The 23,706-nt window shown below is 69.6% G+C and carries 18 protein-coding genes; 8 read left to right on the top strand and 10 right to left on the bottom strand.

Features of this window, described 5'->3' with window-relative positions:
* Positions 1-39: 39 nt before the first annotated feature.
* From ABD333_RS36185 to ABD333_RS36155, 7 genes are all read right to left on the bottom strand, one after another.
* Positions 40-1,437, bottom strand: a complete 1,398-nt coding sequence (locus ABD333_RS36185; RefSeq protein ID WP_344547084.1) for a flavin monoamine oxidase family protein — start codon at positions 1,435-1,437, stop codon at positions 40-42.
* Complete coding sequence (locus ABD333_RS36180; protein WP_344547083.1) at positions 1,434-1,913, bottom strand: nuclear transport factor 2 family protein; 480 nt, start codon at positions 1,911-1,913, stop codon at positions 1,434-1,436. Before ABD333_RS36180 ends, ABD333_RS36185 begins: the two co-directional genes overlap by 4 nt.
* Before the next feature lie 79 nt (positions 1,914-1,992).
* Entirely contained in the window at positions 1,993-2,388 is a 396-nt protein-coding gene (locus ABD333_RS36175) for a hypothetical protein (protein ID WP_344547082.1), read from the bottom strand.
* Positions 2,385-3,371: a GlxA family transcriptional regulator gene (locus ABD333_RS36170; RefSeq protein ID WP_344547081.1), complete on the bottom strand. Its 987-nt coding sequence runs from the start codon at positions 3,369-3,371 to the stop codon at positions 2,385-2,387. The genes ABD333_RS36175 and ABD333_RS36170 overlap by 4 nt, the downstream gene beginning before the upstream one ends.
* An 89-nt stretch (positions 3,372-3,460) precedes the next feature.
* A complete protein-coding gene (locus ABD333_RS36165) occupies positions 3,461-3,583 on the bottom strand; it encodes a hypothetical protein (protein WP_344547080.1) in 123 nt (40 codons plus the stop codon).
* Between the two features lie 82 nt (positions 3,584-3,665).
* Positions 3,666-4,070 carry a peptidase inhibitor family I36 protein gene (locus ABD333_RS36160; RefSeq protein ID WP_344547079.1) on the bottom strand — a complete coding sequence of 135 codons (405 nt, stop codon included), beginning with the start codon at positions 4,068-4,070 and terminating at the stop codon, positions 3,666-3,668.
* A gap of 169 nt (positions 4,071-4,239) precedes the next feature.
* The gene (locus ABD333_RS36155; RefSeq protein ID WP_344547078.1) at positions 4,240-5,451 is read right to left on the bottom strand and encodes an alpha/beta fold hydrolase; all 1,212 of its coding nucleotides are present in this window, start codon (positions 5,449-5,451) and stop codon (positions 4,240-4,242) included.
* A 76-nt stretch (positions 5,452-5,527) separates the two neighbouring features.
* On the opposite strand from ABD333_RS36155, the gene ABD333_RS36150 reads away from it, so the two are divergent.
* The 5 genes from ABD333_RS36150 to ABD333_RS36130 all read left to right on the top strand — a co-directional run bounded on the left by ABD333_RS36150 (position 5,528) and on the right by ABD333_RS36130 (position 9,340).
* Positions 5,528-6,127, top strand: coding sequence for a TetR/AcrR family transcriptional regulator (locus ABD333_RS36150; protein ID WP_344547077.1), 600 nt, complete (start codon positions 5,528-5,530; stop codon positions 6,125-6,127).
* A 138-nt stretch (positions 6,128-6,265) separates the two neighbouring features.
* A complete protein-coding gene (locus ABD333_RS36145) occupies positions 6,266-6,883 on the top strand; it encodes an FAD-dependent monooxygenase (protein ID WP_344547076.1) in 618 nt (205 codons plus the stop codon).
* A complete protein-coding gene (locus ABD333_RS36140) occupies positions 6,856-7,353 on the top strand; it encodes a Rossmann-fold NAD(P)-binding domain-containing protein (protein ID WP_344547075.1) in 498 nt (165 codons plus the stop codon). The genes ABD333_RS36145 and ABD333_RS36140 overlap by 28 nt, the downstream gene beginning before the upstream one ends.
* A 37-nt stretch (positions 7,354-7,390) precedes the next feature.
* Positions 7,391-7,921 carry a GNAT family N-acetyltransferase gene (locus tag ABD333_RS36135; RefSeq protein ID WP_344547074.1) on the top strand — a complete coding sequence of 177 codons (531 nt, stop codon included), beginning with the start codon at positions 7,391-7,393 and terminating at the stop codon, positions 7,919-7,921.
* A gap of 15 nt (positions 7,922-7,936) precedes the next feature.
* A complete protein-coding gene (locus ABD333_RS36130; protein WP_344547073.1) occupies positions 7,937-9,340 on the top strand; it encodes a S41 family peptidase in 1,404 nt (467 codons plus the stop codon).
* 1,160 nt (positions 9,341-10,500) lie between these two features.
* On the opposite strand, the gene ABD333_RS36125 is transcribed toward ABD333_RS36130, so the two are convergent.
* Entirely contained in the window at positions 10,501-10,923 is a 423-nt protein-coding gene (locus ABD333_RS36125; RefSeq protein ID WP_344547072.1) for a hypothetical protein, read from the bottom strand.
* 62 nt (positions 10,924-10,985) lie between these two features.
* Positions 10,986-11,846, bottom strand: coding sequence for a hypothetical protein (locus ABD333_RS36120; protein WP_344547071.1), 861 nt, complete (start codon positions 11,844-11,846; stop codon positions 10,986-10,988).
* Between the two features lie 107 nt (positions 11,847-11,953).
* Here ABD333_RS36120 and ABD333_RS36115 point away from each other — a divergent pair, with 107 nt between their 5' ends.
* Positions 11,954-12,616 carry a TetR/AcrR family transcriptional regulator gene (locus ABD333_RS36115; RefSeq protein ID WP_344547070.1) on the top strand — a complete coding sequence of 221 codons (663 nt, stop codon included), beginning with the start codon at positions 11,954-11,956 and terminating at the stop codon, positions 12,614-12,616.
* Between the two features lie 109 nt (positions 12,617-12,725).
* On the opposite strand, the gene ABD333_RS36110 is transcribed toward ABD333_RS36115, so the two are convergent.
* Positions 12,726-13,196 (bottom strand): hypothetical protein, encoded by a 471-nt coding sequence (locus tag ABD333_RS36110; protein WP_344547069.1) that lies wholly within the window; start codon positions 13,194-13,196, stop codon positions 12,726-12,728.
* Positions 13,197-13,330: 134 nt separating this feature from the next.
* On the opposite strand from ABD333_RS36110, the gene ABD333_RS36105 reads away from it, so the two are divergent.
* Positions 13,331-17,278: an amino acid adenylation domain-containing protein gene (locus tag ABD333_RS36105; protein WP_344547068.1), complete on the top strand. Its 3,948-nt coding sequence runs from the start codon at positions 13,331-13,333 to the stop codon at positions 17,276-17,278.
* Entirely contained in the window at positions 17,275-23,688 is a 6,414-nt protein-coding gene (locus ABD333_RS36100; protein WP_344547067.1) for an SDR family NAD(P)-dependent oxidoreductase, read from the top strand. The genes ABD333_RS36105 and ABD333_RS36100 overlap by 4 nt, the downstream gene beginning before the upstream one ends.
* Positions 23,689-23,706 lie beyond the last annotated feature (18 nt).

Raw genomic sequence — 23,706 nt, 5'->3', positions numbered from 1 at the left:
ACCTCGCGTTCCTCCGCTGTGGCTCGGTAGCGGGCTGGTTCATCGCACGGTCTCAGTCAGGGATCGGAGCGCGCTGCGTGCTTCCTTGGCGGCGCGGCGGCCGGCTCGGATCGCGCCGTCCATCGAGCCGAACGTGGTCTCCGCGGTCTCGCTGCCGGCCCAGTGGATCGGGCCGATGGGTTTCCGCAGGTGGGGCCCGACTGCGGTCCAGCCGCCGGGCGGCATGATCCCGAAGTAGCCACCGCGTGCCCACTCGTCCTCGATCCAGATCTTCTCGTGGTAGTCGATCGGATCCGCGGCGGCGGGTCCGAACAGACGGACCATGGAGTCCAGCACCCGCCGGCGTCGTTCTGCCGGGTCCATGTGAGCGAAGGCGCGTGCGTTGCTGCCGGCGATGAACCCGACGAGTGCGCCGAGGTCGGAACCCTGGGGGGTGTTGTCGAAGGTGCACGCGAGCAGGCCGGTGTCGCTCGTGGTCTGGCCGGACAGTTGGTCGTCGCGCCAGAAAGGGTTCGGGTAGACGGTCACGACCTTGGCGATCGAGCCCATTCCCATGCGCTGGGTCAGCAGGTCGCGGCCGGCCGGCAGTGGTGGGGAGTAGTCCAGGCGTCCGGCCATCACGGGGCTGGTCGCGACGATGAGTCGGTCGGCTTCGATTCTGAGGGTGTCGGTCTCCGCCCAGACCTGACCGGCGCCATCGTGTGCGACTTCGGTGTGGTGGACGCGGCGCACTGGTCGGTTGAGCATCACCCGGTCGCCGAGGCGATCGGCCATCGCCTGGACCAGGCCTTGTGAGCCGCCGACGATCCGCTCTTCCTGGGCTCCGCCTCGGGTCGACATCAGCGCGATGAGTCCGCGATGTGCGGCCGCATGGGTCAGAACGTGCAGCAGCGACATCTCGTCGGGGTCGGCGGCCATCACGGAGTGGGACCACAGGGTCAGCATCGTCCGTGCGTACCTGGTCCTGGTGTTGCGCAGCATCCAGGTTCCCAGGCTCTGCCGGTCCCACTCCTGGGCGCGGGGAGCCTGCCACGGCTCTCGGGGGTCGACGGTCTTCGCCATTCGCTGCAGCCGCAACAACGCCTGCCCGAGATCGGCCAGGGAGACCGGGCCGGCCGGCGGGATGCTGCCTCGGTAGGAACGGGCCCGGCCACGGTGCCACAGGATCTTGCGGCCGGTGTCGTAGGTCGGATAAGTGGCGATGCCCAGCTCCCGGGCGAGTTCGATGATGACATCCTGCCCGGGCCCGACCCACTGGCCGCCCATCTCGATCGCCTTGCCGTCGGGCAGCGTGACGTTGAGGGTTCGGCCGCCGACACGGTCGCGTGCCTCCAGGACGAGGACGTTGATTCCGTGGTCGACGAGGTCCTGTGCCGCCGCCAGTCCGGAGAAGCCGGCGCCGATGACGACCACCTGGGTACGGGTCGTGTCGTTCACGCCTGCCCCCGTCCTGCGAAGCGGTGGCGCGCGAAGGTGAGCGCGGTGCCAGGCTGCGAGACCAGCAGCCCCAGCATCACGGCCGGGGAGGTTTCGGGTCGCGGGTCGAGGAACCCCATCAGCAGTTGCTCGGTGACCAACCCGCCGGAATCGAATCTCCACACCTCGATCCCGGTCGGCCGTGCACCGCCCTTGGCCCGGCCGTGCCAGCGATTGATGATCTGGTCGTCGGTCGCGGCGAGGAGTTCCTTCCGCACCACCAGATCGCGGTCCGCCATGAACCGGCAGAGCAGCCGCCACCGGTCCGCGATCGCCTCCATCCCGGTGTCGTGGGTTTCGAGACCGTCGATGACACACCTCCATCGGCCATCGGAGGCGAAGACTCCTCGGATCGCATCCACGTCTCGCTGGTTGGTCATCCGCTCCGCCTCGGCGACGAACGCCGTCGGCGAGGTCAGTTGTGCTTGCTTCCCCATCTGTGCTTCTCCTTCTGCGGGATGACTGATCGGGCCGCCTGGTCAGCCAGGTCCTGGGCGATGGCGAGGGCTGCCTGGGTCACGTGCGGGTGGATCGACGGAGTTGCCGCAAGAGCGCGAGCGTCACCAGCGCGAGCAGCACGGCTTCCACAGCCCCCAGGACGTGCGGATGAGCGTGATCCACCTCAATGAGGTGCGAGATCCCATGGAGCCCGTTCCAGATCGCGGCCAGCATCAGGATCGGTGTCCGCCACGCCGCGATCCGCGCCGCCGCCATGAGCCCGATGCCGAACGCCAGGGACGCCGCGGCGAAGTCACGAATCAGGTGCTCGTTCAGCGGCCCGAAGTTCGCGACCGTACGGGCGAACGTCGCCGGGGCAACCGCCGCCCACAGGCCGAGAGCCGTGAAGGTGAGGCCGAGTACGCCGGTGATCCAGTCCGTCCCAGGCGCTGTGTCGGGAGCGCGTTCGTTCATGACGCGCTCGCAACAGCGAAGTGGTCGCGGTAGCGACCAGGCGTGGTCCCCACCCGGCGCAGGAACGCACGATGCAGGATCTCCACCCGGCCCAAGCCCACCCGCTGCGCGACCACCGGCAACGTCAGGGCCGTGGTGATCAGCAACCGCTGAGCGGCTTCGATCCGCAGCTGCTCCACATAAGCGCCGGGGGTCGTCCCGGTCTCGCGGCGGAAGACGCGTGCGAACGTCCGAGGGCTCATCTGGGCGCGCTCCGCCAACGTCTCGACCGTGATGCGCTCACCCAGGTGATCGGGTAGCCAACGCTGGATCTCCGCCACCGAGGTGCTCTTGGCCGTTTGGTGTCGCAGTTGCGTGCTGAACTGGGTCTGCCCTCCGGGGCGGCGGGCGAACACCACCAGCGCACCCGCGATCGCATGGCTCAACTCGACCCCGAAGTCGTCTTCGACCAGCGCCAGAGCCAGATCGATGCCTGCCGTGACCCCGGCGGAAGTCCAGCGATCACGATCGCGCGCGAAGATCCTGTCCGAATCGACCACAACGTTCGGATACCTTCGGGCGAGCCGGTCACCGTAGGCCCAGTGAGTGGTCGCGCTACACCCGTCCAGCAGACCGGCGGCCGCCAGCGCGAACGCCCCCGTGCACACCGACCCGGTGCGCCGTGCCCGGCGAGACAGCCGCGCGAGTTGCTCCATCGCCTCCTCGTTCGCGGCGAAAGCATCGACGCCTGGTCCGCCTACCACGATCATCGTGTCGGTGGAGGCCGCGAGCTCGGGAGCCGACAACGCGGTGTCGACGCTCACGCTCACGCCGCTGTCACAACGCACGGGCCCGCCATCAGGCGACGCCGTGACGAGGCGGTATCCCGGGCCGGATCCCAATGTCGACACCGTATGAAAGACATCGAGCGGCCCCGCGAGGTCGAGGAGCACGCAGTCGTCGAACAAGACGAAGGTGACCTGCCGCTGGTCTGAAGAAGCCATCACACGCCCATGCTGTGCCGGACGAACGGCGGCAGCAATGCCCAGAACATGACTATTGCTGCCAACGACCTTGGTTCAACGGCTCAACGTCACCCGGCCCGCGACCTGCTGACCGACCGGGCGGGCTCGGGCAGCAGGTCGCGGGCGGCCAGTCCCTCATGCGCGCCCTGCACGATCAACTCGCGGATGAACTCGGCCAGCGCGGCGAACACGACACGGCCCTCGGGGGGACGCCCTGGAGAAGACCGTCAGCCAGGGCGGCCAGAGTCAGCACGGCAGCGGCCGCAGTGATGGTCAGGGCCGGGATCGGGACGCGCCGCAGGACGGGCCGCCCGGACCGTCGAACTGCACCGCGCTGAAGAAGTCCTGATAGGTGGGGAAGAAGTTGCCCTTGCCGGTCGGCCCAGCGGAGGTCACGGCCGTGCAGCCGGTGTAGTGGGCGTCGGACCAGAGATAGATGGTCGAGGGCGTGCGGTTCCAGTCCGACTTGGCGCGGTCGTTCATGCCGAGCGCCGCGAGGTCGGGCATGCTGCCCCGCAGCGTGATCATGTCGCCGGTGCCGTCGAGGCCCGCGAACATGCAGTAGTAGCCGTCGGGGCACCGGTCGTAGCCGTTGGCCGCGTGGGCGGGGACGGCGGCCGATAGCACCGCGACGGCGGCGGTGAAGGCGGCGGCGGCCGCGGACGGGGAGAGTCGCATCAGGGGAGGGCCTCCTGGATCGGCGGTGCGGGGTGCTCCGGTCTCCATATGTCGTACAGGCCTGCCGCTCCGCTGTTTAGTCACTGCAAGTGATGTCTCAAGCACTTTCTGTTGAGATAGAGGTGTCGGGGATGCCGCGCCGACACAGCCGCTTCCGGCCGGTGAGGCGTCAGAGGAGGGCCGGGTCGGTGAGGGCTTGGGCGGCGGTGACGTCGGGGATGTAGGCCGCCAGCGCGGTGATGAGGGCCCGGATGTCGCGGCGTGCTTCGGAGGTGAGTGGAGCGGTGCGGGCGATGTCGAGTTCGTTGGCGATGGTGAGGAGGGCGAAGCCGGTGAGGTCGGCGGCGTCCAGCGTGATGGTCTTGCCGGTGAAGCGATCGGTGAGCGGGAGTGGTGTCGCGCCCAGGTGGGGGTAGGTGGTGCGTCGGTCGCAGGCGTCGTAGAGGTAGACCAGGGCTTCGGCGTCGTCACCGATGGCCGTTCGCAGGCGGGTTCGCTGGTCGAACGGCAGCAGCGCGACCGGGAAGCCGTCGGTGCCGTACGTGGCGTGGCAGAGCGCGGCCAGGCGTACGCGCCGGTCTCCGCCCCAGCTTGCGACTAGTTCGTGCACGCGCTGGAGATGGTCGAGGAGGTTTCCGCCGGGGTGGTCGACCTGCGCTGCGCCGAGATCGTGCAGAAGCGCCAGAGCCGGCCAGCCGGCGGTGACGGCGACGATGGTCTCGGCCAGGTCGACCGGCCGGTCGCGGGCGATGAGATGTCCGGCATCGTGGATGCGGGTCACGGTGGCGTGCGGGGCCAGGCGCAGCAGCTGGTCGACGTCCTCGCCGGTCATGGGGGAGCGGCTGCCGCCACGGACGAGCAGGACGGGCACATCGAGACCGGCGACGATCTGCCGCAGCCGTGGCACCTGGGCGACGGCGTCGCCGACCAGGTCGGGTTGGGTGTCGAGCATGCCGGCGGCAACCAGGAAGCGGCGAACGCGACGGGGGTCGAGGTCGGGGACGATGTCCACCAGCACCAGGCCCGCCACCCTCGCGCGCACGGCCGGATCGGCGAGTGCGGCGATGGCGGCCAGGCCGCCCAGCGAGGCACCGACGACCACGCATCCTGGTGGCTCGGCGGCGAGCATGGCGGCCACGTCGTCGGCGTAGGAGGCGAGTACCTGCGGTGAGCCGTCGCTGTCGCCGTGCCCGCGCTGGTCGTACGCCACACACCGGAATCCGGCGCCGACGAGGACGTCGATGACCGGTGTCCACACCTGGCGGCGCTCACCGTCGGCGTGCAGCAGCAGGACGGTCGGCCCGGCGCCGGTCTCCTGCCCTCGCAGGGTCGCGTCGGGGCGGGCGATGCGCCGCCGACGTGGGACGGTGCGGTCGGTCATGGCGTCTCCTTACCTTGTGAGGTCAAGGTGGGACGGTATGACTCATATCTTGACGAGTCAAGGTAGAGTGGGCGGTGTGACACGTTCCCGTGTGCGCCGTCCTGCTGACGAGGCGCGGCGCCAGATCCTGGACGCCGCCGAAAGGCTCCTGACCGAGGGTGGCGTGGCCGCCGTCCAGGTCCGGGCCATCGCCGCCCGCGTCGGCATGACCGACGCTGGGGTCAACCATCACTTCGGTACCCGTGACCGCCTCCTGGAAGCCCTGCTGCGCCACGGTGGCCGCAAGATCCGAGCCGGGCTGCAGGAGGTGCTGGACTCCTGGCTCGACCGTGGCGCCGACCTCGGTGAGCTGGTCGACGCCTTGGCCGCCCTCTACCGCCAGGGCTACGGCGAACTGGCCGTGGCGCTGCACGCCGCCGGATGGCGCGACGAAGGATCGGGGATGCTCGACCCGGTCGTCGACGCGCTCCACGCCCTGCGACCCGACGCCGCCAGCGTCCCTGTCGAGGACACCCGGCTCGCCGTCGCCGCTCTCCACCAAGCCCTCGCCACCGAACCCCTGTACGGCCCAGCGTTCCGCCGCAGCGCCGGCCTCACCGGTCCGGCGGCCACGACCCCCGCCCCCCAGCTCCGCTGGTGGACCACCCACCTCATCCAGTCCCTCGGCCTTCGGTAGCAGACCCGGTCGAGCGACGATGGCCTTCCCACCTCGTGACAGGACGGTGAGCTGGGCAATCGTGCTCCCCGACCCCGTGACCGGCCAGGCCGGGGCTCCTCCCAGTGACCGCAGAAACGAAGCGGAAGGAGACCGGTCTTGCACGTCCTGATCTCAGGTGCCGGCGTCGCCGGGCCGGACTGGCCGAGCAGCTACGGCTTCGACGTCACGGTGGTCGAACGCGCCCCGGCCTTGCGCAAGACCGGTGGCCACGCGGTCGACCTGTTCCGCCCAGCGATGGACATCTGCGAGAAGATGGGTGTGCTCCCGCGAATCCGGCAAATGGCCACCGGCACCACCGAGATGACCGCCTACCGGGAGGGTTCTGCGCGGCCGGTGACCGTCGACCTCGGCAAGGTGTTCAGCGCCGTCTCCGACCGGCATGTAGAGCTCATGCGCGACGACCTGAGCGCGATCTGCTACGACGCCACCCGCGACTACGTCTTCGGCGACTCTATCGACGCCGATGCATCCGGAGCGGCCTCGCGCGGCGGCGCGGGTTGTGGGGTGAGGTCCGCGAACGGGCCGCAACGCCGCCTCGACCTGGTGGTCGGCGCAGACGGACTGCACTCCAACGTACGGCGTCTGGTCTTCGGTCCCGAATCGCGGTTCAGCACGAACGCGAACTCGACTACCACCACACCGACATCGAACGGCAGAAGGAACTGCTGCTGGGCGCGTTCACCGGGATGCACGCCGACGTGGACCGCTGTCTGACCGAGCTCGACCGCAGCCCGGCGTTCTACTTCGACTCGATCACCCAGCTTCACATGGACGCCTGGTCACACGGCCGCGTCACCCTCGTCGGCGACGCCGGCTACCGCTCGGGACCCGCCGTCGGTGGCAGCACCAGCCTGGCCGTCCTGGGCGCCTATGTGCTGGCCGGTGAACTGGCCCAAGCTGGCGGCGACCACCAACGCGCCTACCCCGCCTGCGAACGGGAGATGGCCGAGCTCGTGCGGCGCAGCCGTACCTTCGCCCGCCGCGCCGCCTCATCCCCAACTCTCGCCTCAGCGTCTGGGCAATGGCCCAAGCCGCACGCGCCATCTCCGCATTGCCCGCCGGAGCCAGCCGAACGCTGGCCCGCCTCAACTCCGGCGGCGTCCGGCTCCACGACTCAATGCCGGTCAAGACCTACTACGCGACCCCACAGGCAGAATGACCGCACGGCCGATTCTGTCTGGTGATGGGGCCGCTGCGGCATCCCGATGGGATAGTGAGGCTGTGCAGTATCTGGGCCCGCTTGTCGGGGACTGTGTGGAGATGCGGCCGTTGAGTGGTGACGCCTTGGCCGTTTGGGCGGATGGCGATCGCGAGGCCGTGGAGAGACTGACCGGCGCGGTGTTCCCTGACCCGCTGGTGGCGCCTCCTTTGATGGATGACGCGTTGCCGTTCATGAGGGACCGGCTGCTGGAGAATCCGGACGAGATCGGGCTGTGGTCCTGGCTGTGCGTGCGCAGGGCCACGGGCCAGGCGGTGGGGTCCGCAGGTTTTGCGGGACCCCCGGACCAGGATGGCTTCCTGGTGTTGGGGTATGCCATCTATCCGAGTTTTGCCGGGGCCGGCTATGCCTCGCAGGCCGCGAGTCTGCTCCGCGAGTGGGGACTGAGCCGGCCGGGGATCACGGGCGTCCGGATCACTGCACCGGTGGACCATCCTGCTTCGCTGCGCGTCGCTGCCAAGGCCGGGTTCGTCGCGGTGGGCAGGGCTCATGACGCGGAGGCGGGTGAGGTGGTCGTGCTCGAGGCGAGGTGAAAGGGGTGCACGGGCATGGGCACAGCTCTCACGATGGTGGTGGCCGGGGCGGCGGCGGTCACGGTTGGCGTACCTACCGGGGCGATGGCCGGTACGGGTGGCGGCCCCGGATCTGTGGAGGGGATTTGGCAGACCGACGGCTACAGCATGGTGATGGCGATTGAGCACGGCCGGTTGCAGGCATACGACACGACTTCGGTCAGCTGCCTGAAGGGAGTTCTGACCGGCCGGCGGGACGGGCCTGCCGGACGGGAGGGCACGGTCCGGTTCGTCGATCACGAGCAAAGGCCGACGATGACCATGCGTCCGCACGGGCACCGACTGGCGCGGATGCAAGGGGACGGCTCGGTCGGGGAGGTGACTTTGCGGCGGTTGCCGAGGCTGCCGAAGGGATGTGAGCCTGGCAGCCCCCCGCCCGGCAAGCGCGATCCGGTCAAGGCGTTCGACGTGTTCTGGACGACCTTCGCGGAGAACTACCCGTTCTTCGCCGCCAAGGGCATCGACTGGCGGGCCGTCCGTGACAGGTACAGGCCCAGGATCGGGCCGGACACCACCGACGACCAGCTGTTCGGTGTGCTCCGCGCGATGATCGAGCCGCTCGGGGACGCCCACACCGGGATTCAGATCGGCGAGAGGACGTTCGACGGCATCAGGCCGGGCACGCGTCTGCCCACCGACATCGAGGCCTTCCTCAAGCAGGTCCAGGACGTGATCGAGAAGCGCGACACCAAGAAGCCGCTGACCACCTGGGCGCAAGGCTCGATCGGCTATGCAGACCTGCCCGGACGCCTTGGATATCTGCGCGTTCTCTCCTTCGCCGGCTACACCGAGGCCGACAGCCACCAAGCCAATGCCGCCGAGCTCGACCGTGCCCTCGACCAAATCTTCCACAACAACCGCCTCCGCGGGCTCATCCTGGACCTGCGGATCAACGGCGGCGGCTCCGATGCACTCGGCCTCCGGCTCGCCGCACGGTTCACCACACGCCCCTACCTGGCGTACACCAAGAAGGCCCGCAACGACCCGGCAGACCCGACCCGCTTCACCCGCCCGCAGCCGCTGCCCGTCCGCCCGAACGGCGGCCCTGGTCACACTGGCCCGATCGCACTGCTGACCGGCCCGCTCACCATCAGCGCAGCGGAAACCTTCACCCAGGCGATGATCGGGCGCACGCCGGCCCCCAGGCGCATCGGCGAGAACACCCAGGGCGTCTTCTCCGACACCATGACCCGGGTGCTGCCCAACGGCGGTCTGTTCCGGCTGCCGAACGAGCTCTACCTCACCAAGACCGGCACCACCTTCGACGGCGCCGGCATTCCCCCGCACACCCTCACCCCGGGCGTCTTCAGCGAAAGAGAACTTAACAACAACCAAGACTCCGCCTTCGACGCCGCACTGAACTACCTCAACCAACGCTGAACCACATGCTGGGTAGCGCCAGCGGACAATGACACCACCGCAGCAGACCCCAGGCCAGCCCCGTCGACCAGCGCGCATCTCAGGCGGCCTCGTCGTTCTGATGGCTGAGGTACCAGGCGCGTAGTTTGTGGCGTGCTTTGTGCAGCGAGAGACCCGCACGCTGTTGGGGGCGATCCCGAGCACACCCGCGATCTCGCCCGGTGTATAGCCGTCCAGGGTGAACGCCCTGATGATGCGTTGTCGCCGAGGTAGTTGCTTGAGTACGGCCAGCAGATCATGAGACGCCGTCATGGGCGGATCTCTCACTGGGGGCCCTGGTCCGCCGTACGCTCCGGCAAAGAGATGTCGGCGACCTGGGCCGTCGCCCCTTCTTCCCGCTATCGGTTGGCGAGAACATCACTGTCCGGGACACCTACGCCTCGTCGGCGCCGACCTCGTCCAGCAGGACCGCCCGCCGACACCGCTGCCCCCTGCCGACGGCAAGATCGAGCTGTGGCGCCTGTAACGGGCCCTGATGAAGCGGCGACATGAGCAGTCAGGTGTCTGGCAGTTTCGTAGTTCTTGGGCTGTCGCTGTCGCAGGGGCAGTTGTGGGGGATGTTGGCGGTGCGGTCTGCGGGGGTGTGGCGGTGTAGTCGTGGGAGCAGGGACACGATCGTAGGTAGTCGTGTGCCTTCCTGGGGCCGGATTGGCGTCGGACGGTGCATCCGACCGGCTCAGTCCCGCCGCCTAACGGTGAGGACGTGGAGGCGCTGGGTGTTCGGGTCGGTTCCGCAGCAGGCGCAGCAGACGGAATGTCCGGTCGGCGCGATCGGTCGGCAGAGCGGCTACCAGGATCATCAGCAGGACAGGTAGGGCGAGGACGGCGACTGGTTGCGCGGCCTTTCATCGCGGAGCGGGCTGCCGCGTTGGTGCTGGAATGGTGGGTTATCCAGCGCCGGATCCAGCTCATCCGCGCTACCAGAGGCACTCCGACGATCACGTTGTGCTGTGCTCCCGACTGGATGACGGGCGGACCTGCGGGAACGGCCGACTGGACACGTCTGGAGCTGGCTACCCTGCCCGCTCACTTCGCATTTGAGAGGGGTTTGCCGGTGCTGGCAGGGCCCTGGATACCGCTATCCAGGGGCCGGCCATCGTCGCGACTGCGAGGGACGTTGTTTAGAACAGGTGGATCCCGAAGCGAGTGGCCCGGACATGAACGATGCCCCGGCGGAGTTCGTTCCCGTCGATGTCGATCTGACGGCCGATGCCTTGGCTGGTCATGGTGTCGCCGTCGAGGCGTCCGGTGTGCATCGCCTGGACTTCACCCAGATAGCGGTGGGGCAGGCCGCTCAGGTCGCTGGGGAGGATTTGCCAGAGCGAGTAGGCGAAGGTGTTGTGTCCGGTGGCTGCCCAGCGTCCGGCGGCGATGTGGATGCCTTCGGCGGCCGAGGTGAAGATCCCGCCGGGGTGGAAGGTGAATATCGCCGCTTCCTGTTCGTTCTCGAGAGAGACGGTGGCCCGCCAGGTGCCGATGAGTGGACTGGTGAGGAGTTCTCCCGTCGCTTCCCTGCTCGCGGACGCCGGTGGCGCGGTGGCCATTGCGGCTCCTAGGGCGGTGATGCCCGCTGCGCCCAGCGCCTGCCTGCGGTCGACACTTCTTGTCATGACTGAACTCCTTGTCGTCGATGGGATCTGGCGGTCATGAGGCTGCGGCGACCCCGGGGAGTGCGGCCCCACGGCTTGAGCACCGACAGCGCCGTCGCCGTCCACAACAGGCCCGTGAAGCCGGCCATGCAGGCGGCCAGCCGCCAGTCCCGGCCGGCCGCATCGGCCGCGGTCGTGTCGGCGAGGTCGCGGACCAGGAAGTTCTCCCAGGCCGCGGCGACGGCGACGATGAAGAGTGAGATGGCGAGCTTGAGGAGCACCCACCAGTGCTTGACCAGGCCCCATTTGCCGCCGAGCGAGACCACGACTCCGGTGACGATCGACAGGAGCACGAGCGGAATCACCATCGCCAGGTCGAGGACGTGCATGAACGCATAGGCGTGGCGCCGCAGTGCGGGATCGGCCGTCGTCGCCCCGACCAGGCTGAGCACCAGCATCGCGGTCGATGCGCCGAGCCAGCTCACAGAGAAGCCGACGTGCAGGGTCAGCCACACCTTGCGCGGTGTGGGCCGCAGTTGCCGGAAGGTGGGAGCCATGGTCGTGACCAGAGCGGCTGACAGGCCCAGCCCGACGAAGAGCAGGCCGGTACCGGCGATCACCACCAGGGCGAACTGGACGGGGATCAGCACACAGTGCCCGGCGATCAGCAGTCGCCGTGCGGCGGGACGATGGCGGCGCGACGCGGCGGCGCCCAACCCCGCGATGCCCAGCGCCGCCAGTATTACGGCCGCCGCCTGCCGCACCGGGTCGGACCGCGGTTCCAGCAGCCACCAGGCCGCGCTGCCGACAGTCCAGCCCGCGAACGCTGCTGCCAGGGCGGTTGCTGCCCTTGGCCGGAGTTCCGTCGATGTGTTCATCCACGCTCCGCGTTAAGAGACGATGTGGTCTCTTAATCGTGGTGGTGTGGGGCGAAGAGACGCAACGGTCTCCTACCCTGAATAATCCCCTAGGGGATTGCGAGGGGATGATGACTGGAACAGAGGGGCGATCCCGCCGCCGGGGTGACCGGCTGCTGGCGCAGATCTACGCCGCCACGCTCACGGAGCTGGCCGACCACGGCTACGCGGGCGTGACCATGGCTGGTGTCGCGGCCCGCGCGGGCACTGGCAAGGGACCCCTATATCGCCGCTGGCCGGGTAAGGACGCCTTGATCGCCGACACTGTGCGGCACGGCCTGCCCGCCACCTCGTCGCCTGGCTATTCCGGAGATGTCCGCGCCGACCTCCTCGGACTGCTGCGGCAGCTGGCCGATGGTCTCGCGAGTCCCGGCGGCGGTGCCATGCGAGCCCTGCTGGGCGAGACCCACCGCAGGCCAGAGCTCATGTCAGCCCTGCGCGAGAAGGTCTTCGAACCCCGCGGCCAAGCCCTGCGCGCTCTCCTGCGTGAGGCGGCAGCCGCCGGTGAGATCCATCCCGCGGCTGTCGAGACACACCTCGCCGACCTGGGCCACCGGCTACTGATGTTCCGTTTTTTGACCGAGGGCGCGCCGATACCCGACCACATCATCATCGAGATCCTCGACGACGTGCTCCTCCCTCTGCTGCGTGCCGAGCCCCACGTTCCCGGGCCATGGTCGCCCTCAAAGGATCCATCGACTCCGGCCCACCCGGACACTCCCCGCCCTTGAAGGCGCCTCAATAGGAGCCACCGTCACTTGCGACCAGAATCCTCCGGCCGCGAGGGGCATTCCACGAGGCGGTGGGCCGGTCCGGGTCGCACGCATGGCGATCACCGGCTTACGGGCCTGATTCGTCGTCTTCCAGGTTCTTGAGCTGCTCTTCCAGCTCGGTCTGCCGCGCACGTAGTTGTGTGAGCTCCCGCACAACGGCATCCCAATCTGAGGCGAACACCTGTCGCCAGATCTCACGTTCGCGGCCGATCTGCAGGGACCACCACTGGGTCAGGAATGACCCAATGGCGAACAAGGAGCCGACCACCATCGCCGTCCCTAGTGCCTGCCACGACGACACGAGGATGAGGGCAGCGCCTGTGGTGAAGATCGTGGTGATGAGCAGGCCGAACAACGTGGAGATCTGGCCGGCGTGCAGGGGTGCTCTCCAGCGAATCGGTCCGAGAGCGAGCTCCCACCCGAAACGCAGGCTCTCGTATCTGGTCTGGAAGTCGCTGCGGACCAGCTCAAGCTCCTGACGGAGACGAAGCTCGTCGTCTTGAGAGCCGGTGGGCCTGCCGTGCTCGCCACGTGTCATGGACGGACCGTAGACGACGCCGGTGTTGCGTCAACCCCTCGCGAAGCGGGCGAAGCGACAGCGGACATGATAATGATTATCATGTCCGCAATTGTCGCCCGAGGCGCGTCCGCGTGCCCGATCGAAGGAGACTCATGCGCGAGGCGCCCCCCTCCTCGTCTTCTCCCGTGTCCGTCGACGAGGTCGCGGAGCTGGTCGCACAGGTGCTCGGCCTGCCGACGGCGGACGTCGACCCCGATGTGGCGCTCACCCTCCTCGGCCTGGAGTCGTTCACCGCGGTCCGGCTGCGTCGGCGGCTGAAGGACCTCGGCATGGACCTGCCGATGACGGCCTTCCTGGGCAGCGCGACCGTCCGCAGCGTCGCCGAGGGTGTGGCGGAACCCGGGCAAGACGATGTGGTCGAGGACGGGTTTCCGATGACGCCGCTGCAGACCGCCTACTGGATCGGTCGCGATCCGGCCTTCCCGCTCGGCGGCGTGGCCACCTTCTACTACCGGGAGTACGACCGCGTCCCCGGGGATGAGGGGCCGGAGGCCGATCTCGTTCGGCTCACGGCGGGATGGAACCGGCTGGTCGAGCATCACTCGATGCTCCGGATGATCGTCGATCGTGAGGGCCGGCAGCGGATCCTCCCGGCGGTCGCGTACGAGATCGCGTTCGAGGACCTGCGCGAGACCCCGGTGGACGAGTTGGACAAACGTCTCGGCGAGCTGCGATACGAGCGGTCACATCAGGTCCGTCCCGCGGAGCGCTGGCCGCTGTTCGACATCTCGGCGGCCTTTCTCCCGGACGGGCGGACCCGGATCTTTTTGGGCATCGACGTGCTCGCACTCGACCTGGCCGGATGGATGCAGGTCCTGGCCGAGTGGGGCGCGGTTGTGGCGGACCCGGACACCACCCTGCCGGCCTCGCCCGTGACCTTCCCCGAGCTCGTCCGTACGCGGGAGAACGATCCGGCGGAGGCGCGGCGGAAGGAGCTCGACCGGGACCACTGGCGCGGGCGGGCGTCCTCGCTTCCGCCCGGCCCCCGGCTTCCGTGGGCGACCGATCTGGCCGGTGTGCGCTCGCATCGCTTCGCCCGCCATGGCGCTGAGCTGAACGAGGACGAGTGGAGTGCTCTGCGGGAACGCGCGGCCGAACGTGGCCTGAGCCCCACGGGGGTTCTGCTCGCCGCGTTCGGGCTCGTGCTGTCCCGTTGGGGCGCGAGTGATGCGTTCTGCCTGAACACGACACTCTTCGACCGGCCCGATGATCCGCGGCTCGCCCATCTCGTCGGCGACTTCACGTCGACCGTGCTCGTCGAGTTTCCGGCGGTGGACATGCGCGAGTGGGGAGGATTCGAGGCGTTCGCGGGCAGGATCAACCGCAGGTTCTGGGCCGACATGGAGCATCGGGCCATCTCAGGTGTCGAGGTCGTCCGCGACGGTGAGGTCACCGACCTGACACCCGCCTACCCCGTCGTCTTCACCAGTGGCATCGGGCTGTCCGAACCCGGCCGCGCCCCGGCGGACTGGCTCGGGACGGAGGTCTATGGCATCTCCCAGACCCCGCAGGTCGCGCTCGACCACATCGTTCATGACGAGGGCGGGCGCCTGCGCGTTGCGTGGGATGCGGTCGAAGGGGTCTTCCCGGACGGCTTCGTGGACGGGATGCGCGACGCGCATGCGCGGCTGTTGCGCAGGCTGGCGGCCGACAAGGACGCATGGAGCGATTCATCGCTGGGATGGGATCCGTCATTCCTGCCCGAGGAGCCTCTGGTCCGGCGGCCGTTCGGCGATGCCGGTCCGCTCCTGGACGATCCGCTTCGCGCCGCCGCCGGTGAGGCGGCACTTCTGGACGCTCGTCGTGAGATCTCCCACGAGGAGCTGAACGGGCGGACGACACGCATCGGGGGCACGCTCGCGGCAGCCGGTCTCGGTCCCGGCGACCTGGTGGCGGTCGCGTTCGAGAAGAGCGTCGAGCAGGTGGTCGCCCTGCTGGGTGTCTGTGCGAGTGGCGCGGGATACGTGCCCGTGGAGCCCTCGTGGCCGGCCGAACGGATCGCCTCGGTGTGCGCTCAGGCCGGCATCGCCCACGCGGTCGTCTCCGACGATGCGAGCACCGTATGGCCGGACGGCGTGACGGTGCACCGGCTCGCATCGTTGGAAGAGCACGCCTCCGCGGGATCGTCCGTGCGCCGGGCTCGACCCGACGACCTGGCCTACGTCATCTTCACCTCGGGCTCCACCGGCAAGCCCAAAGGGGTGGCCATCGAGCACCGTGCCGCCCGGACGACGATCGACGACCTGATCGACAGGTTCCCGGTGGGGCGGGGCGACCGTGTGCTCGCGCTCTCGGCGTTCAGCTTCGATCTGTCGGTGCACGACATCTTCGGGACGATGGGCACCGGCGCGGCGCTCGTCCTCCCCGACGCCGACCGCCAGCGCGACCCCGGCCACTGGCTGGACCTGATGGAACGGCACCGGGTCACGGTCTGGAACACCGCGCCCGCGCTGATGGAGATGCTCGTCGAGTACGCCGAGATCGAGCCTGAGCGGGCCCGCCGGGTGCTGGAGCCGCTGCGGCTGGTGTTCCTGTCGGCCGACTGGATCCCCGTCACCCTCCCCGACCGGATCCGGGCTCTCGCGCCGGACGCCCGGGTGGTGAGCCTGGGCGGTGCGACCGAGGCGTCCATCTGGTCGATCTGCTTCCCGATCGGCGAGGTGGATCCCGCCTGGCCGAGCATCCCGTACGGGCGGGCGCTGCGCGGACAGTCCTTCCACATCCTTGATCAACGAGGGCGTCCTTGCCCGGCCGGTGTCGCGGGTGAGCTGCACATCGGCGGTGACGGGCTCGCCCGCGGTTACATCGGCGACGACCGGCAGACCGGTGAGCGGTTCGTCGTCGATCCCGTGCTCGGCCGCAGGCTCTACCGCACCGGTGATCTCGGTCGCTGGCGGGTGGACGGCACCATCGAGTTCCTGGGACGGCTCGACCGGCAGGTCAAGATTCGCGGCCATCGCATCGAGCTGGGAGAGGTGGAGTCCGCCCTCGACCGCACGCCGGGCGTGCGGCATTCGGTGGCCCTGTCGGTGCCAGGTCCCGACGACCGGCCGCGGTTGGTCGCCTACGTGGTCGCGGCGGAGCCGGGCGATCCGCCGGCGGATGAGCGGCTGATCACGTATCTGCGTGAACGTGTGCCCGACTTCATGGTCCCGAGCCGGTTCGTCCACCTGCCCGGATTCCCCGTCACCGGTAACGGAAAGATCAACTACAAGGCCCTGCCGAATCCGTACGCGAAGACGACCGCGTCGTCCGCACCGCAGCCGTCCGCAGCGCAGCCGTTGGCACCGCAGCCGACGGCGCCGGCGCCGGCGAAGGCCACGGAGCCGGAGCTCAGCTGGCTGATCAAGAAGGCGGGCGAGCAGGGACTGGAGGTGTCGCTGCGGATCGGCGCGGGAAGCCTGCCGCCCGCCCGGGCACTCGCGGCGGCGGGCACGTGGGCGGAGCGGCTGCGCAGCGCAGCGGCCGATCACGGCTTGCCGCTGGCCGAACGACTCGCGGCGGACGCTCTGATCGAGTTGACCGCCACCCACGAGGGCACGTCTGCGGCGACCGCCCTGACCGTCCAAGCTCCGGCTCCGGCTCCGGCGCTGACCGAGCCTGCTCCCGCGTCTCCGCGCCCCACCCCCGCCTCGGCGCAGGCAAAGCCGGACGCGCAGGTCGAACGAGTCGTCACCGAAGTACTCGCCGAGCTGCTCAACGGCGCTTCGATCGATGCGAACACCCCCTTCTTCCGCCTGGGCGCTACCTCCCTAACGCTCGTCCGAGCGCACGGACGGCTCTGCGAACTCCTGGACCCGGGCTTGGAGGTGGTGGACATGTTCAGCCGTCCGACCGTTCGCCAGCTGGCCGCGCACATCGTCGAACGGAGGAATGCAGCCGCGAGTACGTCTGCGGAGACGCCAGCAGGAGGTGTCGTCGTCGCTTCCAGCCCTGATGACGGCGCGAGCGACGATGCGAGCAACGATGCGAGCGACGGTGGACGGCGGGCGCAGGCGCGCCAGGCCGCGCGGCGCCGGGCCGTGGAGGTGGCCGGATGATCGCGGTCACCGGACTCGCCTGCCGTTTCCCGGGCGCTCCCGACGCGAACGCGTTCTGGAATCTCCTGGCGGAGGAACGTGAGGGCCTCACCCGGCTCGACGAGGATCGGCTCGCCGCCGCAGGTGTCTCCCGGCGACTGCGACGTGATCCCGCCTACATCCCGGTGGCCGGTCTCATCGAAGGTCAGGATCTCTTCGATCCCGAGCCGTTCGGTCTCACCGATGCCGAGGCGGCGCTCCTCGATCCCCAGCATCGCCTGTTCCTCGAATGCTCATGGGAGGCACTCGAACAGGCCGGGCACGGAGGAGGTCGTGGTGCCGGCGCGGTGGGCGTGTTCGCCGGGGCGGCGCAAAGCGCCTATCTGGCCAGTAACCTCGCCTCGCGCTGGGATCCGACGGGCGGGGGCGCCGACCCCGCCGGAAGCCTGCTGACGGCCATCGCGACCCAGACCGACTACCTGCCGTCGCAGGTGGCCTACCGGCTCGACCTGACCGGCCCGGCGGTCGCGGTCAACAGTGCCTGCTCGACCTCCCTCGTCGCCGTCCATCTCGCCGCGCAATCGCTGCTGGCGGGGGAGTGCGACACCGGGCTCGCCGGCGGCGTCTCGCTGATCGTCCCGCAGGGGCGCGGCTACCTGTCCACGCCCGACGGCATCTATTCGGAGGACGGCAAGATCCGGCCGTTCTCCGCGCACGGTACCGGGATCGTCTATACGCAGGGAGCCGGCGTCGTCGTGCTCCGCCGTCTTCAGGACGCGCTCGACGACGGCGATCCGATCCTCGCGGTCCTGCACGGTTCGGCGGTCAACAACGACGGCGCGGTCAAGACCGGGTTCACCGCTCCATCGGTGCGTGGCCAGGCGCGCGTCCTGGCCGAGGCGCTCGCGGTCGCCGGGCTGGAGCCCCGGCAGATCGGGTACGTGGAGGCGCACGGGACCGGCACCAGGCTGGGTGACCCGATCGAGGTGTCCGCACTGCGCCGGGTGTTCGGCGACACGGGACCGGCGTGGTGCGGCCTGGGCTCGGTCAAGAGCAACATCGGCCACACCAACTCGGCGGCGGGCATCGCGTCGTTCATCAAGACGGTGCTCGCGGTACGGAACCGGATCCAGCCGGCCTCCCTGCACGCGGAGCCGATCAACGATCTGCTGGGGCTCGCGGGTTCTCCCTTCGACGTGGTCACCAAGACCCGATCCTGGGACGGGCCGCCGATGGCCGGCGTGAGCTCGTTCGGCATCGGTGGTACGAACGCGCACGCGATCGTGGGTCCCGCGCCGAGTCGCGCGGAGCCGCCCATCGACGAACGACCCCATCCTCTGGTCCTGTCCGCGCACAACCGCGCGGCGCTCGAAGGCATGGTCGCCGACCTGGCCGATTGGGCGGACGACTCCACGGCCACGGCGGCCGACGTGGCGTTCACTCTTCAGACAGGCAGGAGCCACTACGGGCACCGGCTCGCCGTCACCGCCGGTGACGGCGATCTGGGGGCGGTCCTACGCAAGGCAACCGTGGCGGCCGAGCCGGTGACGGTGCCGCCGAAAGTCATCTTCGCCTTTCCCGGTGGCGGGAGCGCCCATGTGGGCATGGGCTCGGCCCTCTACGACACCGAGCCGTTCTTCGCGGCCCAGGTGGACGAATGCGCGGCCCTGTTCGAGGCGCACCTGGGCTTTGATATCCAGGCCGTCATCCGCGGAGACGAGGGGGAGATCAGCGGCCCCATCCATGGGTTGCCCGCCCTTTTCACCGTGTCCCTGGCCACGGCCCGGCTGCTGGAGACCTGGGCTGTGCGTCCCGACGTGGTCCTTGGTCACAGCCTGGGCGAATACACCGCCGCAGTGGTCAGTGGGGCACTCGCCCTGGACGACGCGGTCCATCTGGTGGCCGTGCGTTCGCTCGCGATGGCCGACGCCGCCGGAGACGGCGCGATGCTCGCCGTACCACTGGGAGAGGCCCCGACCCGCACGTTGCTGCTCGCTCATCCGGACGTCGATCTGGCCGTCGTCAACGGCGCGGAGGCCTGCGTGGTCTCGGGTCCCCGGGCGGCGGTGGAAACCCTGGAGAAGGCTCTCCAAGACACCGGGCTCAAGCCGACGCGACTTCGTTTCGACGGGGCCGCGCACTCCCGCCTGGTGGAACCGGCCTTGCCCCGGCTCCAGGCGGCGGCGATGGGACTGCGGTCCACAGCCGTCCCGTCGATTCCCGTGGTGAGCAGTTTGACCGGCGCGGCCGTGACCGGCGAGTTCGGCTCGGCCGATCATTGGGTCCGCCAGCTGCGCGAGCCGGTGCGCTTCTCTGACGCGCTCCACGCAGCGGCTGGAACGGCCGGGGACGAGGGGTCGCCAGGCGAGCCGATCGTCGTTCATGTCGGCCCCGGCACGGTCTTGGCGGCGCTGGCACGCGGGCATGGCCTTGCCGCGTTGACGACCCTCGAAGACGGGGAGCCCGGCGCGCTCTACGCGGCGGTGGGACGGCTCTGGACGCAAGGGGTGGACGTCGACTTCGCCGCCATGCACCGCTCAGGAAGGCGGCGGATCGCGGCCCCCGGGTACCGCTTCCAGCGGCGGCGGCTCTGGATCGAGCCGGAGGCGACTCCGGCCCGCGCCGTCGACGAGCCCGATGAGAGCGAGCCGCTCCAGATCCCGGTCTGGAGCCAGGTGCCACCGCTGAATCCGGTGGCGGCCACCGGGCGCTGGATCGTGGCCGGGGACGACACCGACGCCCTGATCGAAGCGCTGTCGGCGGCAGGTGCGCAACCGGTCAGGCTCGCACAGGCAGCGGAGCGCTCCGCCGAAGCGTGGACGGGCCTGATCGTGGTCGACGACGCGGGCCGGGAGCGGCGCCACGACCCGGACGCGGTCGGCGAGGGCGTGCTCCGGTACGCGGACCTCGCAGCGAGGTTCCTCACCGGCGACCACTCGGCCACGCTGTTCCTCCAGGTCACCAGGGAAGCCCACCGGGTGAACGACGGTGACCGGCCGAGTCCCGCCACGGCCGCACTTCACTCACTGCCAAGGGTCATCGCCCAGGAGCAGCCCGGCGTGCGCTGGCGGATCCTCGATGTGGGCGCCGACGCTGACATCGCCAAGGTGGTTCCGGCCGAGGTCTCCGACCTGGTGGCCTCGGCCACTTCGGGCGACGAGATCGCGATACGCGGCGGCACCCGGTGGAAACGGACTCTCGTCCCGTGGCATCCCGCTCACGCGACCTGGGGCCAGGGCCGCGACGGCACGTCCGCGGCCTTGATCATCGGCGGCCTCGGGGATGTCGGGCTCACCACCGCCGTCCACCTGGCGAACAAGGGCATGCGCGTCGTGGTCACCACACGCGGTGACGTCGACGAGACCAGGACGGTGGCCGGCAAGGCCGTCGAGGTACGGCGGCTCGACGCGGCCGACACCGAAGGGACCGCACGGCTGCTCGACGAGTTGAGCGCGGACGGCGCGCTCGAACTCGTCGTTCACGCGGCCGGGGTGGTGGCGACCGCGGATCTTCAGCCGATGCGGGCCGTCGGACCCGAGCAGCTCACCGGGCATCTTCACAGCAAGGTCGAGGGAGTGCTCGCCCTGGGCACGGCCATCGACCGGCTGCCCGCCGCGCGACGGCCGCGCGAGGTCGTCCTGATGTCTTCAGCGGGCACCCTGGTCGGCGGGATCGGCATGGGCCCCTACTGCGCGGCGAACCGGTTCCTGGACGCCTTCGCCGAGGAACAGAGCGGGCAGCCGCACGCCACGACCCGCTGGACCAGCGTCGTCTGGGACGTGTGGAAGGTCGGGCCGCCCGGCACCGAACGCACCGTCCGGCTCTCCTACGCCCTCGGAGCCACGACCGGGATGACCGCGCTCGACCGGATCCTGGCCGGCACCCACGGCCCTCCGGTCGTGGCCGTCTCGACGACAGATCTGCGCGAACGCGCCGCGAAGGCCGCCTACACCGAGCCCCGTGCCGCCCGCACCGATCAGGCGACCTCGGACCTGAGCGACGTCGAACGCGAGGTGGCGTCGCTGTGGTCACGGCTTCTCGGCGTGGACGTGACGTCCGCCGATGCCGACTTCTTCTCTCTCGGCGGGCATTCGTTGCTGGCGACCCGCATGCTCGCCGCTCTCCGGGAGACGTACGGCACCGAACTGCGACTGCGGGACCTCCTCGCGAGCTCCACGGTGAGCGGCCTTGCCGACCTCCTGACAAGCCAAGAAGAGACAGCGGAGCCCGAACCGGCGGCCACCAAGCCGGTGCCGGTGCCGTCGACAGACGACGGCACATTCCCCATGACACGGGTTCAGCACGCGTACTGGGTCGGCCGGGAAGGCGGCTACGCCCTCGGCGACATCGCCTGCAGCTTCTATCTGGAGTACGACTGCGCAGACCTGGACCTGGCCCGCTATGAGCGTGCCTGGAGACAGGTGATCGCGCGGCATCCGATGTTGCGGGCCATAGCCACCCGTCAGGGACGCTTCCAGGTTCTCGACCATGTACCCCCGTACCGGATCAGGGTGCACGACCTGACCGCGGCGGACGCCGGGGCGCGCGAGGAGCGGCTGAGCAGGCTGCGCGCCAGGATCTCCCGTGACACCGGGCCGCCCGACCGATGGCCGCTGGTGCAGGTCCAGGCCGCCCGGCTGCCGGGCGGGCGGGTCCGGCTGTTCATCGGCGTGGACGTGCTGATCTGCGACGCCGGCAGCTACTGGATCATTGACCGGGAGATCCGGCACCACTACGAGAACCCGGACGAGCCGCTGCCCGAGCCGGGGATCGATTTCGCGGCGTGCGCCCGCGCGCTCGATCAGGTCAAGGAAAGCGCGGGCTGGGAACGCGTCGCACGCTACTGGCGGGACCGCCTCAACGACCTGCCAGGACCGCCGGCCTTGCCGGTCGACGCAGGCTTCACCGGCTCGCCCCGGTTCGTACGGCGCACCGCCAGGCTCGACACCGAAGCCTGGAAGGCGCTGCGCGACGAGGCCGCCCGGAGAGCCGTCACCCCGACGTCCGTGCTCCTCACCGCTTTTGCCGAGACGCTCGCGCACTGGTCCGGTGACGTGCGTTTCGCGCTCACGCTGACCCTTTTCGACCGTCCGCCCATCCACCCCGACATCGACAAGGTCGTGGGCGATTTCACGTCGCTGCTCCTGCACGAGGTGGACCGGAGGGAGCCGGGTACGTTCGGCGAGCACGTCCGCCGCGCCCAACAGCGGCTGTTCGCCGACCTGGACCACAGGGCCTATTCGGCGCTCGACCTGCTCGCCGAACGCGGCGCCGGCTCGGTTCCGGTGGTCTTCACGAGTGCGCTGGGACTGGAAGACCTGGTGGGCGGCGAGCCCGACCTGCAGTGGGTCGGCGAGCAGGTGCACGCGCTCAGCCAGACACCCCAGACCTGGCTTGACCACCAGGTGCTGGTCCAGCGCGGCGAACTGCTCCTCCAGTGGGACGCGGTCGAGGGACTGCTTCCCGCCGACCAGGTGGACGAGGCGTTCGACGCGTACGTGGCCCGCCTGCGAGACCTGGCGTCCGATCCCTCGACATGGGACACCGATCCAGCGACAGAAGGGGAGGGCGACGAAGACATCCTCGTCCCGCTGCGAGACGGGACGGGTGACCGGACGCTGTTCCTGCTCCACCCGTCCGGCGGGGATGTCCTTTGCTACGCCGAGCTGTCCCGGCTCCTGGACGAACGGTTCCCGATCGTCGCGCTCACCGATCCGGCCCTCGCCGGCCTCCAGCCGCCGGAAGGCCTGCGGGCCCTGGCGCAGCGCTACAAGGAGGCGATCCGGCGGCATGATCCGCACGGCCCCTACCTGCTGGGCGGCTGGTCCATGGGCGGCAGTCTCGGGCACGAGGTGGCCCGCCGGCTCAGCGCGGACGGCGCCGACGTCGAGCTGCTGCTGATGCTCGACTCGAACGACCCGACTTACATCACTTCCGTCAGCGGCGACGAGAACGTGGAAGCGCTCCTGCGCATGCTCGGAGCATTCGAGGCATATCTCGGCGTCGACCTCGGCGCGGGCAACGTGGACGCTCGTGGCTCCATGGCGGCGCTTCCCGCCCACGTGCTCTGGGACGAGGCGGCGGCGCGCTTGCGTGAGCACCGGCTGCTCGGCCGCAAGGAGGACCTGCACGATCGCGTGGCGGTCTTCGCGCGGCACTTGCGAGGCCTGGCCGGGCATACGCCCGAGCCCCTCCGCGACGAGCGGACACACGTCCTGCTGGTGCGCGCCGAGCGCCGCGCCACCCGCAACTCCGGCATTGGGATGGGCGTCGACGACACACCCCCAGGGCTGAACGACCTCGGTTGGCGGCGGCACGTGAACGGGCCGCTGGAGGTCCACGGCGTCGACGCCGACCACTACAGCCTGCTGCGGCCACCCGCCGTGACGCGGCTCGCCGAACTCATCAACGCGGCCCTTCGCCGCCTCTGACAAAGAACGGACCCCTTT

Source organism: Actinomadura fulvescens (assembly GCF_039533225.1).
GTDB classification, from domain to species: domain Bacteria; phylum Actinomycetota; class Actinomycetes; order Streptosporangiales; family Streptosporangiaceae; genus Spirillospora; species Spirillospora fulvescens.
This window is presented reverse-complemented; position numbering and strand designations above follow the sequence as displayed.

Excerpts from the sequence above, each read along its gene's own strand:
- ABD333_RS36180 (WP_344547083.1), bottom strand. The coding sequence starts at position 1,913 with ATGGGGAAGCAAGCACAACTGACCTCGCCGACGGCGTTCGTCGCCGAG.
- ABD333_RS36175 (WP_344547082.1), bottom strand. The coding sequence starts at position 2,388 with ATGAACGAACGCGCTCCCGACACAGCGCCTGGGACGGACTGGATCACC.
- ABD333_RS36170 (WP_344547081.1), bottom strand. The coding sequence starts at position 3,371 with ATGGCTTCTTCAGACCAGCGGCAGGTCACCTTCGTCTTGTTCGACGAC.
- ABD333_RS36160 (WP_344547079.1), bottom strand. The coding sequence starts at position 4,070 with ATGCGACTCTCCCCGTCCGCGGCCGCCGCCGCCTTCACCGCCGCCGTC.
- ABD333_RS36155 (WP_344547078.1), bottom strand. The coding sequence starts at position 5,451 with ATGACCGACCGCACCGTCCCACGTCGGCGGCGCATCGCCCGCCCCGAC.
- ABD333_RS36140 (WP_344547075.1), top strand. The coding sequence starts at position 6,856 with ATGCACGCCGACGTGGACCGCTGTCTGACCGAGCTCGACCGCAGCCCG.
- ABD333_RS36130 (WP_344547073.1), top strand. The coding sequence starts at position 7,937 with ATGGGCACAGCTCTCACGATGGTGGTGGCCGGGGCGGCGGCGGTCACG.
- ABD333_RS36125 (WP_344547072.1), bottom strand. The coding sequence starts at position 10,923 with ATGGCCACCGCGCCACCGGCGTCCGCGAGCAGGGAAGCGACGGGAGAA.
- ABD333_RS36120 (WP_344547071.1), bottom strand. The coding sequence starts at position 11,846 with ATGAACACATCGACGGAACTCCGGCCAAGGGCAGCAACCGCCCTGGCA.
- ABD333_RS36115 (WP_344547070.1), top strand. The coding sequence starts at position 11,954 with ATGATGACTGGAACAGAGGGGCGATCCCGCCGCCGGGGTGACCGGCTG.
- ABD333_RS36110 (WP_344547069.1), bottom strand. The coding sequence starts at position 13,196 with ATGACACGTGGCGAGCACGGCAGGCCCACCGGCTCTCAAGACGACGAG.
- ABD333_RS36105 (WP_344547068.1), top strand. The coding sequence starts at position 13,331 with ATGCGCGAGGCGCCCCCCTCCTCGTCTTCTCCCGTGTCCGTCGACGAG.
- ABD333_RS36100 (WP_344547067.1), top strand. The coding sequence starts at position 17,275 with ATGATCGCGGTCACCGGACTCGCCTGCCGTTTCCCGGGCGCTCCCGAC.